Genomic DNA, 12,132 nt, shown 5'->3' with positions numbered 1-12,132 from the left:
CTGCGGCTCCTGCGGTGAAAGACTTATACTTCCAGTGGCTGGGCGTGCTCCAGCTCCGGCTCTTCAACGTCGACACCCGCTGTAGGGAGCGCAGCCGTGTTGCCAATGGCATCGAATGCCTGCTGCAAATCGGCTTTAATGTCCTCAAAATGCTCGATGCCCAGCGACAGGCGCAGCGAAGTGGGCGTGACGCCAGCGGCGAGCTGCTCTTCCTCGCTTAGCTGCTGGTGCGTGGTGGCCGAGGGCTGAATAATCAGCGTCTTGGCGTCGCCCACGTTGGCCAGGTGGCTGATGAGCTTCAGATTATCAATGAATTGTGTAGCCGTTTCCTTGCTGCCCTTCACCCGGAAGCTGAGCACGCCGCCGAAGCCGCGCTTCAGGTATTTCTGGGCCGTAGCGTGGTAGGGGCTGCTGGCCAGGCCGGGATAGTTCACGCTTTCTACCTGTGGGTGCTGCTCCAGCCAGGTAGCAATCTTCAGCGCATTTTCCACGGTGCGGTCTACCCGCAGGCTTAGGGTTTCGAGGCCAATGAGCAGCTGCCAGGAGTTGAACGGGCTGATGGCAGGGCCAAAGTCGCGCAGCCCCTCTACCCGGGCCCGAATGATGAAGGCAATGTTGCCAAAAGGCCCGCCCTTGCCAAATACGTCGTTGAAAACCAAGCCGTGGTAACCCTCGCTGGGCTCGGTAAACTGCGGGAACTTGCCATTGCCGAAGTCGTAGGTGCCGCCGTCCACAATCACGCCGCCCACGCTGGTGCCGTGGCCGCCAATCCACTTCGTGGCCGACTCGACCACAATGTGCGCACCGTGTTCTAGGGGCCGAAACAGGTACCCGCCCGCCCCAAAGGTGTTGTCCACAATAAGCGGCAGGTCGTGCTTGTTGGCAATGGCCGCAATTGCCTCAAAATCGGGTACGCTGAAGCTGGGATTGCCGATGGTTTCCAGGTAAATGGCTTTGGTCTTGTCGTCAATCAGCGCCTCAAAGCTGGCGGGGTTGTCGCCGTCGGCAAAGCGCGCCTCAATGCCCAGGCGCTTGAAGGCCACCTTGAATTGATTGTAGGTGCCGCCGTATAGGTAGGCCGTGCTCACGAAGTTGTCGCCGGCTTGCAGAATGTTGTTGAGGGCAATAAACTGGGCCGCCTGGCCCGAGCCAGTGGCGAGGGCGGCCACGCCACCTTCGAGGGCCGCTACGCGTTGCTCAAACACGTCGGTGGTCGGGTTCATCAGGCGGGTGTAGATGTTGCCGAACTCCTTTAGGGCAAATAGGTTGGCGCCATGCTCGGCGCTCTTAAATACGTAAGAAGTGGTTTGGAACAGCGGCACTGCGCGGGCACCGGTGGTCGGGTCGGGCTGCTGGCCGGCGTGGAGTTGCAGCGTTTCGAAATGCAAAGGGGAAGCAGACATAATGCGGGTACGTTTGAAGGTGAAAAGTTAGAAAATGATAGGTAAAGAGCGCAAAACGGTCTGAAAAGGCGGTTTGTAAGCGCAGTGAAGCCCCAATGGCCCGTGCTGAAGATGCGGCCCCAACCGGCTGCCTTGGCCCAAAAAGCCAGCAGCGAGCACAAAGGGCCACCAAAAAAATCAGAAGGAGGGGAAGGGTTGTCTAAGCCGGTATCAGCTTAGCAACAACACGGGCACCAACAGCACATTCGCATTCGTGCCGGGCACGATGACACGCCGTAGCCGCTAGGGGCCACAACGACAAAGCCCGAAGCCAGAGCACGCAAAGCGGCCGGAGCATTCGGGACTAAATAAGCGGAGGTAAGGAGGTTTTCCATGGCACTCGATTCATATGCCCCTCCCCGGCCTGAGCCGGAGCGGGTAGGAATTGGCACCTTTCGCGCGGTCGAAGGTTGCCAGCGGGTCACGGAGCCTATTCTCTCGCCGCTTCTGTATAAAACTTAAAACTTCCCCGCCGCGAGCGGAGGAGTACCTTGTTGTTGGTGAGCCAAATGTACGCGAGAAATTTTTTTATGGGCAAGCACTTGCCAAGAAAAATAATTTTGAGTACCCCGCCAAGCGAAGCATTCAGCGTGCAAAAATTGAATGACACTACCTAGCCAACCGCTTCGAGCCAGCACTTTCAAACCTTTCAAGCACAAAAAAGCCACCCTGAAACAGAGTGGCTTTTCTCACCTTTTTTCTGCAAAAAAGTACCTAGAGACTAGGTAGGGTCAACACCTGGCCGACTTCAATCAGGTCAGGGTTGTTGCCGATGATGGCCTTGTTGGCCTCGTATATCTTTGGCCACTTCGCGGCATCGCCGTAGTGGTTTTTAGCAATTTTTGAAAGCGAGTCACCGCTTACCACGGTGTACGAGTTACCAGTAGCAGCCGGATTGCTGTTGTTGCCGAAAAAATCGGTTCCGCCAGCAGCCGGGTTTGCAGCGGGCTCTACGGGCTTTTGCTCGCCTTTGTCGCTGAGAAAATCAAAGAGTCCCATGGAAAGTTTCAATTTGATGAAAAATAAAATAAGGCGGCTTGCCTGAAGGCTAGCCGACACGGCACATATACGGGCAAGCTCAAGGGGGGTTTCGCTCTAAACCCTTTTGCGTGCCACCCGTAAGCCGACGAGCCCGCTATTGCGCGGCTTGTTCCTTCATTTCACCATTTTGCTTATTCTCATGAAATCTCACTCGCTTTTTTCGCTTCGTTATTTCGCTAGCCTGTTGATGCTCCTATCGTTGTTTACTGTTGCTTGTGGCAGCGATAAGGGCAAGGTAGAAGGAGTAAATATGTTGTACGGCACCGACAGCAAGGTATGGAAAACTGCTAAAGAGCTTGACAGTACCGGCGACAAAGTGAAGCAAACCTCAGCGCAAAAGCAAGAAGAACTGCGCATTTTTGCAAATGGCACTTACAACATGACCGGTGCCACTGGGGCTATCTCGGGAAAATACACCTTTGACCAGGCGGGCAAAACCATTACCATGACCCCCGATGGCTCAGCCACCAGCAATACTTTTACCGTGGAAACGCTCACCGACGACAAGCTCACGCTGAAGTCGGCCGACGGCGCCGCGCTGATGTTGGAAGCTGATTAAAAAGGTTTTTAGCGTAAGAAAAAGCCCCGTGCCGCAATGGCACGGGGCTTTTTTTGTGCCGAATGAAGATGTTCAAGTACGGCAGAATAAGAACAGAAATACTCTCCTCCTCTGCCATCGATACCAATGCTGCTGCCCTTGTAGGTTGCTAAACCTTGGCTGTGGCAGCGGGCTGCTTGATGAACACCCGCGTCACCCAGCGCGGTAAAAAAATCATACCCAGCACCAGATACAGGTAGTATGTCACGACCCGATACAGCAGCACCATGAAGCTGGTCATGGTAGCGGTGCCGATGAAGCTGCCAAAGAAGGTGGGAAACGCGCCCTCGGCAATGCCCGCGCCGCCAGGTGTGATGGCCAGCAGCAGGATGACTTTGTAGGTGATGTTGCGGGCAAAGATGAACAGGAAAGTGCCCGCACCCATGGGCACAAACGCCGCAATGAGGCAGCCAATAATGGCGTAGCGGGCCGTCCAGACGAAGGCCGTGCTCGCCGCCGCCTGCCACCAGTAGCGGGGGCCGTTGCCGCGCAGCTGCATCGAGGCCCGCACCATTTCCTGGCCGTGGCGGTAGGCTTTGCGCCGCCAGCGCCGCAGCAGCCGAAGCGAAAACAGCCGCACCAGCAGCCGCCGCACCGAGCGCGGATTTACGAAAATGGCGTAGAGCATGAGGCCCGCGTAGAGCATCACAAAAATATAGCTCACCCCAAACGCTACCCGCAGCGTGGCCACAAAGCCGGTTTGCAGCGCCTCGTGCGGATAAAGCCCAGCCCCGGCTACCAGTACCACCAGCGGCACCATCAGCACGTAGTACAGGTTGTCGAGCAGGGCCGTGACCATGATGTAAGCCAAGCCCTTGCCCAGCGGGATGCCTTCCTTTTCCAGAATAAAGGGCGCTGCTGCCGTGCCGCCCTGCCCTGAGGGCAGCACGCAGGAGGCGAATTCCCATATCATGATGACATCCAGAGCCTGCCGGTAGGTCAGTTCGTCCTCGGCAATGTGGCGGATGCGGTAGATGTAGCCCAGGTCGCGGGCTACCAGCACCAGCAGGGCCACCAGCAGCCAGCGCCAGTCGGCGTTCTGCAGGGGGGCTAGCTCGCCGGGCTTGTAGCTGCGGTAGAACAGAAACGCTACAACACCCAAGCCAATGACAACCGGCAGGATGAGACGCGAGGGCCGTAGCCGCTGCAGGAAGTTTGCATCGGTTTCGGAAAATGCAGGGAGCTTGTCAGGCATTGGAAGAGGAAGGGCCGCTGAACAAAAGTAGGGCGTAGCCCGCCAGGTACGGCTGCCGAGAGAGGGCATTAAAGCAGAACGCCATGCTCCGCGGCGCGGGCATGACGTTCTGCCTTATATCTGCGCATCGGTTACGGACGGCCACCGGGGCTGCCAGCGGGCGTGATGCCGCCCGGCGTAGTAGTGCCAGGCGATGGCGCATTGGCCGGCCTGTTAACTGGATTAGCGGGCGCGGGGAGCGGTGCCGTAGGTTGGCGCCGGGTCGAGTCGGAAGGCTGCGCTGTGGGGCGAAGCAGAGCCGGAACCGCGCCCGGCAAGGCGCGGGGGATGGTACGGGTCGAGTCGGTGGTGGCGCTGTCGGCGGGAGAGGTCAGTGGTTGGGCGCCGGGGACGGCGTTGGGAGCCGTGCCAGCAGGTGTGCCGGGGGCACCGGGCCGTGCGCCTGGGGTCGCGCCGGGGGCGCCGCCGGCCGGGCGCCCGCCCGCGGGAGCACCGCCACCGCCGCCATCACCAGCGTCGCCGCCGCCACCGCCTTCGCTTTTCAAATCATCGTTGTTAATGCTCTTGCTGCGGCGTGGAGGAGCCGCCGTGAGCTTACCAATGCGGTAATTGAAGCTAATCCGAAAGCCAATGATGTTGGACAAGTTGCGGCTGGCCTGGTCGATAAGGGGCGACACCACAGTGCTGCGCACAGTGAGTGTGGGCGTGAAAAAGTTGTCAAACCCAAAGCCGAGGCTGCCCCGCTTTTCCGCAAAATCACGCTTCACGCCTACGGTGTAGAAGTACTGCCCGCTCTGTTCGCCCTGGAGTTGCACTTGGCGGCCACGGAAGAAGGAAAAGGCCTGCACGCCCCACACTGGCGTGAAATTATAGGAACCCCCCACTCGGCCACTTATTACCCAGCCCTGGTTGGAGGCGTTGAAATTGGCGTCGGGCACGTTGTTAGTGAGGGTGGTATAGTAGACGTCGGTGCCTGCGTTCAGATTGAGCTTGCCGTTGTTGATGTTGGCAAACAGGCTGCCGCCGTACGCATTCTGCTGGCCGATGTTGGCAAACGTAGTCGACACCGTGTCGAGGCCACGCACCGTGCGCAGGGCTTCGATGGAGCCGGTGGTGTTGCGCACGAAAGTGCTGAAGTTCATGCTCAGGCGCTTGTAGAAGGTGCTGTAGCCCAGCTCGTAGTTGTTGGTGGATTCGGGTTCCAGGCTGGGGTTGCCCTCGCTGATGTTCTTGGGGTTTTGGGCGTTCACGTTCGGGTTCAGGAACTGCAGCGAGGGGCGCTGGATGCGGCGGTTGTAAGCCAACTTCAGCACGTTGCCATTCGAGAGCTTGCGCGACAGGTTTAGGCTGGGCACCAGCACGCCGTAGTTCGGAATATCGGGAGCTTCTGACCGGGCAAAATTGGCCTCAATGGTGGTGTACTCGTAGCGCACGCCCGGCTTCAGGGTGAAGCCCTTGGGCATCCCCAGGGTATAAGCCGCGTAGCCTGCCGTTACATTTTGGAGGTAGGTGAATACGTTGTTGGAAGCCAGTAGCCCCACCGTGGGCAGCCTTTCGCCGTTGGCTCCGAAAGCAGTAGTGCTGTAGTCAGAATTTACACGGCGCGCAATGTTCTTGGCCCCCACCTCCAGAATCTGGGCCTTGCTGATGGGATTCTGATAATCAAGCTGTATCGTGTATTCCTCGTTAAAGCTGGGGTTGTCGTTTTCGATGCGCGAGGGACCCGGCTGCGTAGAGCGCAACACCGTGTTGGTGAAGGTGTTGGTGCGGTCGTTGCGGCTAAACAGCGTCAGTACGCTGAATTCGTGCTGCGGCTTCTCAAAGACGTGCGTGTAGTTGAGGCTGGCGTCGACGGTGCCCGACAAATCCCTCGAAAACGTGTTGCGCAAATCGCTGCTAAAGGGCGTGCCCGTGGGCGAAGTCCCGGCGAAGCTGGTGCGCTCCAGCCCGTCCTGGTTGTTCTGGCCCCGGCGCGTGCCATACGACACCGACGCTTGCAGGGAATTAAACTTGTCGATGTCGTAATCCCAGCTCAGCGAGTAGCGGCCGAACAGGCCCTGCTGCCGGGTGTCGGCATCCTGCACCGTGGTGGTGGCCGCGCCAGTGCCGAGGCTACGGGTCACCTGCGTGTTGGAGAACTCGCCCGGGGTGTTGTACTGGCCCCGGCCGAAACCGCCCAGCGAAAAGCCCATTTTGCCGGTGCGCAAGCTGCCTTGCAGGCCCATGGTACTGCTGCGTAGCCCCACGCTCGTATTAATGCCCAGGGTGGCGCCCCGTAGGGTATTGGTTTTGGTGATGATGTTGATGATGCCCCCCGTGCCTTCGGCGTCGTACTTGGCCGAAGGCGAGGTAATAACTTCCACGGTCTTAATCTGGTCGGCCGGAATCTGCTTTAGCGCGTCGGCGATGCTGCTGGCGGCAATGGTCGACGGCTTGTTGTTGATGAGCACCCGAATGCTGGAACTGCCGCGCAGGCTCACGTTGCCGTCGAGGTCCACGCTCAGCATGGGCACGCGTTTGAGGACGTCGGTGGCGTCTCCGCCGCGGGTGGTCTGGTCGTTTTCGGCGTTGTATACCGTGCGGTCTACCCGCTCTTCAATGAGCGCCTTCTGGCCCGTCACCACTACTTCGTCCAGCTTTTGAGTGGCTGCTGCCATGGTCACCGAGCCCAGGTTTACGGGTTCGCCGGCGAGCACCACCACCCCGGACCGCTCCTCATTCTTAAAGCCTAGGAAGCTGAATTGCACGGTGTAGGTACCAGCAGGAATGCCTACTAGCACAAACTTACCGTCGTCGTCGGCAGCGCCGCCGTTCACTACTTTGCCCGCCGCGTCGCGCACGGCCACCGTGGCGTAAGAAACGGGCTTGCCCGTGCCGGCTTCTGTTACGGTGCCAGTAATGCGGCCGGTAGCGGCCCGCGGCGGAGCAGTGGCCGCAGCAGGGGCGGGTGCCGTGGGCCGGCCGGCCGGGCTTTGCTGGCCGGAGGCCAATTGAGTCGTGCCCAGCAGGGCAGTGAGCAGAACGGCAGTAGCCGGTAATTTTTGTCTCATACAATACATAGCAGCCAAAGTGCCCCAATTCGGGCCGGAGGTTGCACCCGGCGCCTCTTTTTTGACTTTGTTAATTCAGATAACCGCCAAGCGGCTTCATCGGCTTGCCGATACGCAAAGGTCCCTACGAATTGCACCTTAATTGGTGGAAACTAGATTATCAAGCTGTGAACCCCGACTAACACCCCGATTATGCCGCTTTCAACAACCGCTCTTCGCGCGCTGTCGTACCTTTGTGCAGGTCCGCCAATCTTTTAGCTGGCCAGATGGTTACACTCCGTCACCATCCCACCGACGCTGCCCTGATGATAGTTGAACCCGGCCCGCTCTTAGCGGCGATTGACTCGCCCGACGACCTTAAAAAGCTCGCTCCCGAGCAATTAGTCCAGCTTAGCACCGAACTCCGCGAGTTCATTATCGATTCCGTGAGTATCTACGGCGGGCACTTTGGTGCCTCGCTCGGGGTGGTCGAATTGTCGGTGGCGATGCACTACGTGTTCAATACACCCTACGACCAACTGGTGTGGGACGTGGGCCACCAGGCCTACGGGCACAAAATTCTTACCGGCCGCCGCGATAAATTTCCGACCAACCGTCGCTACCACGGCATGTCGGGCTTTCCTAAGCGCAGCGAAAGCGAGTACGATGCCTTTGGCGTGGGCCACAGCAGCACCAGCATTGGGGCGGCCCTGGGCATGGCCGTGGCTTCAAACTACAAAGGGGAGAAAGACCGGCAGCACATCGCCGTAATCGGCGACGGGGCCATGACGGCTGGCATGGCCTTCGAGGCCCTAAACCACGCCGGTGTGGCCAACTCCAACTTGCTGGTTATTCTCAACGACAACTGCATGAGCATCGACCCCAACGTGGGCGCGCTCAAGGAATACCTGACAGACATCACCACCTCGTATACCTACAACAAGGTGCGCGATGAGCTGTGGAACGTGCTCGGCAAGCTCAGCAAATTCGGGCCCAACCCCCAGCAGATTGCCCGCAAGGTAGAAGCTGCCATGAAGGCCACCCTGCTCAAGCAAAGCAACCTGTTTGAGGCCCTGAAATTCCGCTACTTCGGCCCTGTAGATGGCCACGACGTGCAGCACCTCGTCACCATCCTCAACGACTTGAAAACCATTCCCGGGCCTAAAATCCTGCACTGCGTAACGGTGAAAGGCAAAGGCTACGCGCTGGCTGAAAAGGACCAAACCCTGTGGCACGCGCCGGGCCTGTTCGATAAAATCACCGGCGAGATTTACAAAAAGACCCCGGATAAGCCCCAGCCGCCAAAGTACCAGGACGTGTTTGGCCACACCATGGTGGAGCTGGCCGAAGCCAACGACAAGGTGATGGGCGTGACGCCCGCCATGCCCTCGGGCTCGTCGCTGAACATTATGATGGCTGCCATGCCCGACCGCGCTTTCGACGTGGGCATTGCCGAGCAGCACGCCGTCACGTTCTCAGCCGGTCTGGCCACCCAGGGCATGGTGCCGTTCTGCAACATCTATTCCTCGTTTATGCAGCGGGGCTACGACCAGGTGGTGCACGACGTGGCCCTGCAAAACCTGCACGTGGTCTTCTGCCTCGACCGCGCCGGCTTTGCCGGGGCCGACGGCCCCACCCACCACGGCTCTTATGACTTGGCCTTCATGCGCTGCATCCCCAACATCGTGGTTTCGGCCCCGATGAACGAGCAGGAGCTGCGCAACCTGATGTACACCGCTACCCTACCCGAAAATGCCGGTCCGTTCAGCATCCGCTACCCGCGCGGCGAGGGCGTGATGCCGCAGTGGCGCACGCCGTTGCAACGCATTGTTATCGGCACGGGCCGTGTGGTACGCGAAGGCGCCGAGGGCGGCGTAGCCATTCTCAGCATCGGCCACATCGGCAACTACGCAGTACGCGCCACTGAAACCTTGGCCACCGAAGGCCTCGACGTGGGCCACTACGACATGCGCTTTTGCAAGCCGCTCGATGAGGAGATGCTGCGCGACATCGCTCGCCGCTACCGCTCCATTGTAACCGTAGAAGACGGCTGCCTGCCAGGCGGCTTCGGCTCGGCTGTGCTGGAATTCCTCACTGACCATGGCTTTCATATGCCGGTGCGCCGCCTCGGCATGCCGGACCGTGTGGTCGAGCACGGCTCGCAGGATGAACTATATAAAGAATGTGGGTTTGATGCCGTGGGCATTGCTGCAGCTGTGCGGGAAATGAGCGAACAAGTCATTGCCCAGTCGTTGAGCAAGAGTTTTTAAAGCAACGAGCCTTTGCCAAGAGGGCAGCGCCTTAACCTCACGGATGCGTGCTGGCTCCAGAGCCTTGGCGGCTATTGGTGCGATTTGATTACTAAATCCTTACGGTGTGCTCACTACTCAGACAATCTTCGGTGCTGTGGCGCTTGCGGGCCTGCTCAGCAGTTGCGGCTCCGCCACCATTGACCCCCAGCCGTCGCCTACAAGCACTCCGTCCCAGGCTATTACAGTGACAGTCTCGGAAGCAGGAGCACCGGGATACCCGCTGCGCGACGCGAGGGTGGTAAGTTACAATTATCAAACCGGTAGCCCAGAGTTAATTCTTACCGGCAAACTCAATAGCGGCAAAGTTCTGACTTTGAATTTTATAAGGGAAAGCGGCACACCTCCGCCCTACACAACTACCGGGCTGGAAGCCGTGCTGGACGGAGCGGCCGGCACGGCTGCTACCGGCACCACGACCTACAACACCCAGACGCGCAAAGTAGACGGCAGCTTTCAAGTGACGTTCCAGGCAACCGGCGCCCTGAGCGGCTCATTTATTGGGCTGCAGCTGTAATTTCAGTTGCGGTATCCTTAGCGGCCCACTCGGTCGAATACTGGTGCCACGTCCTTGATGGGCACCTTTTGCCCCGTCTCGGCAGCGCGGTAAATAGCTTCGAGCAGCTGCACGTCGCGCAGGCCCATTTCGCCGGGCACGCGGGTGGGCTTATTGTTGAGGATGCAATCGGCAAAGTCATCCATTTGGGCGGCTTGCTGATTCACGTTTTGAATGTTCATGGGGCCCTGGCTGGTACGGCCCTGCAGGCCACCGTAGCCGAAAGCCGGAGACAGCTCGGCCCAGCCCTTAGTCCCTTCGGCACGCAGGCGGCTAGCCATGTTTTCGGCGTAGCTGGTGCGGCAGTCGGCCACTGCGCCGTCGGCAAACTGAAGCTGCCAGCTTATGCCGGCTTCCACTTCTTTGAACAGCACCGGGTCGGTTTTGGGGGCAAATTTGGCTGTGACCGAAACGGGTAGCTGACCCTTGGTATAAAGGCAGCCCTGGAGGCAGTAAATGCCCATGTCCAGGAGAGGGCCGCCCCCGCCCAAGGCCTTGCTCACGCGCCAAGGCGTGTCGTTGTTGAACTTGAAGCCGTTATCGGCCACCATGCGCTGCACCGGCCCAAAAGCTTGCTGCTGGCCCAGTCGCATCATTTCGCGGTGGTGGGGCTCAAAGTGCAGCCGGTAGCCAATGCTGAACTTCTTGCCCGCCTTTTGCATGGCTGCCAGCATCCGGCGTGCATCGGCCGTGGTGGTGGCCATGGGCTTCTCGCAAATAACGTGTTTGCCGGCCTGGGCGGCCCGCACCACATATTCGGCATGCATGGCATTGGGCAACACCACGTACACGATGTCGATGTCGGGGTTGTCAATTATCCGGTCGAAGGTTTTGTAATCGTAAACGTTCTTGTCCGGAATGTTGTACTGCCGCTTCCACTGAGCGGCTTTGATAGGCGAGCCAGTGACAATGCCCGCCAGTCGGCACAATTTTGTTTCCTGCAAGGCCGGCGCCAGTTGCCCCGTGCTGTACTTGCCCAAGCCAACCAGCGCCACGCCCAGCTTGCGGTCGGCAGTGCGGCCGTCGGCCAAGAAATGCAGGGGGCTGGCCAAAGCGGCCCCACCCACCAGAGTGGCCCCGGCCCCTAGCGATAGGTTGCGAACAAAGGCACGGCGAGAAGAAAGAAAGTCGTCTGGAGTTTTCATAGCACAAGCAGTTTAGACATGCCTATGCTTACCCGCTTTGCCAACCGCAGGTTATGGGTAAGCCCCGGAAAATGACGTGATTCCTTCAAATGCGTGCCCCAACCAGAGCGTGAAGTTCGCTTAAAAAAGCAGCAGCGGGTTCAGCAGTTAACTCGACGACTAACAAAACCGCCGTGGTAGGGTGGAGCAGGGCCCCAAGGCGGGGAGTTAGCCGTCCTCGGATGGTTCCTGGCCGTTTTACCAAAGACGGATGTCTGTCATGCCCGATGGGATGGGGGGAATGTCACTAAAGCCCAGCACGCACCAATTGGGTTGCACGCCGAAAGCGCCCCCTTCCAGCACGTAACTCACCCAGCGGGTGATGGTCTGGCCAGTGAACTGCTCGCTCTCCGGGTCATACTCCCGCAGGAGTAGCTTGTCGCCGAGCTGGAAGTTGCGGTCGTGTTCGCGCACGTCGAAAGGCTTGTTGCCCGCCTTGGCAGCAGCAAAGCAGGACGGCCAGGTTTTGAGTTCGTGGGTGGGCCGCTGGGTTGGGCTTGAGATTTGAAACTGAGGAACGAATTGTTCGGGGAAAGCGAGATTGGTCGTCATCGGGATAATCGTTATAGAAGTAAAGCCCCAGGGCATTGGGCCGCGCACTGCATTGGCTGAGGACGGGGTAGTGAAAAGAGCCTAATGAGTAAGTGGCTTTTTGAAGGTAGCCAAAAGGTAATAAAAACTAATGGCGTAGGGTGCTTAACGTCTAGTAAATCAGCAGGGTTCACTCACTAAGAGCGTCAACCACGGCTCATTTGTCGGGTGCTTTCTGGCTTTGGTT

The 12,132-nt window shown here is 58.9% G+C and carries 9 protein-coding genes and 1 riboswitch; of the genes, 3 read left to right on the top strand and 6 right to left on the bottom strand.

All coding sequences use genetic code 11. From position 1 onward, the window contains the following. Positions 1–23: 23 nt before the first annotated feature. Positions 24–1,403, bottom strand: coding sequence for an O-acetylhomoserine aminocarboxypropyltransferase/cysteine synthase family protein (locus ACP7AJ_RS00240; RefSeq protein ID WP_426058176.1), 1,380 nt, complete (start codon positions 1,401–1,403; stop codon positions 24–26). 381 nt (positions 1,404–1,784) lie between these two features. Continuing rightward, positions 1,785–1,900, bottom strand: a riboswitch (SAM riboswitch). A 256-nt stretch (positions 1,901–2,156) separates the two neighbouring features. Beyond that, positions 2,157–2,441 carry a LysM peptidoglycan-binding domain-containing protein gene (locus ACP7AJ_RS00235; RefSeq protein ID WP_426058175.1) on the bottom strand — a complete coding sequence of 95 codons (285 nt, stop codon included), beginning with the start codon at positions 2,439–2,441 and terminating at the stop codon, positions 2,157–2,159. A gap of 181 nt (positions 2,442–2,622) precedes the next feature. Here ACP7AJ_RS00235 and ACP7AJ_RS00230 point away from each other — a divergent pair, with 181 nt between their 5' ends. Beyond that, positions 2,623–3,042, top strand: coding sequence for a hypothetical protein (locus tag ACP7AJ_RS00230; protein ID WP_426058174.1), 420 nt, complete (start codon positions 2,623–2,625; stop codon positions 3,040–3,042). 148 nt (positions 3,043–3,190) lie between these two features. Here ACP7AJ_RS00230 and ACP7AJ_RS00225 read toward each other — a convergent pair whose 3' ends face one another. Together ACP7AJ_RS00225 and ACP7AJ_RS00220 are read right to left on the bottom strand one after the other, a co-directional pair. Next, complete coding sequence (locus ACP7AJ_RS00225; RefSeq protein WP_426058173.1) at positions 3,191–4,276, bottom strand: lysylphosphatidylglycerol synthase transmembrane domain-containing protein; 1,086 nt, start codon at positions 4,274–4,276, stop codon at positions 3,191–3,193. 131 nt (positions 4,277–4,407) lie between these two features. Further along, positions 4,408–7,326 carry a TonB-dependent receptor domain-containing protein gene (locus ACP7AJ_RS00220; RefSeq protein ID WP_426058172.1) on the bottom strand — a complete coding sequence of 973 codons (2,919 nt, stop codon included), beginning with the start codon at positions 7,324–7,326 and terminating at the stop codon, positions 4,408–4,410. Between the two features lie 305 nt (positions 7,327–7,631). Here ACP7AJ_RS00220 and dxs point away from each other — a divergent pair, with 305 nt between their 5' ends. Together dxs and ACP7AJ_RS00210 are read left to right on the top strand one after the other, a co-directional pair. Continuing rightward, the gene (gene dxs, locus ACP7AJ_RS00215; protein ID WP_426058888.1) at positions 7,632–9,575 is read left to right on the top strand and encodes a 1-deoxy-D-xylulose-5-phosphate synthase; all 1,944 of its coding nucleotides are present in this window, start codon (positions 7,632–7,634) and stop codon (positions 9,573–9,575) included. Between the two features lie 355 nt (positions 9,576–9,930). Next, a complete protein-coding gene (locus ACP7AJ_RS00210) occupies positions 9,931–10,131 on the top strand; it encodes a hypothetical protein (RefSeq protein ID WP_426058171.1) in 201 nt (66 codons plus the stop codon). Between the two features lie 17 nt (positions 10,132–10,148). Here the strand turns inward: ACP7AJ_RS00210 and ACP7AJ_RS00205 are convergent, their stop codons facing one another. Both ACP7AJ_RS00205 and ACP7AJ_RS00200 read right to left on the bottom strand, forming a co-directional pair. Further along, a complete protein-coding gene (locus tag ACP7AJ_RS00205) occupies positions 10,149–11,315 on the bottom strand; it encodes a Gfo/Idh/MocA family protein (protein ID WP_426058170.1) in 1,167 nt (388 codons plus the stop codon). 237 nt (positions 11,316–11,552) lie between these two features. Further along, entirely contained in the window at positions 11,553–11,906 is a 354-nt protein-coding gene (locus ACP7AJ_RS00200; RefSeq protein ID WP_426058169.1) for an ASCH/PUA domain-containing protein, read from the bottom strand. Positions 11,907–12,132 lie beyond the last annotated feature (226 nt).

Source organism: Hymenobacter sp. B1770 (assembly GCF_049896385.1).
Classification (GTDB): Bacteria; Bacteroidota; Bacteroidia; order Cytophagales; family Hymenobacteraceae; genus Hymenobacter.
This window is presented reverse-complemented; position numbering and strand designations above follow the sequence as displayed.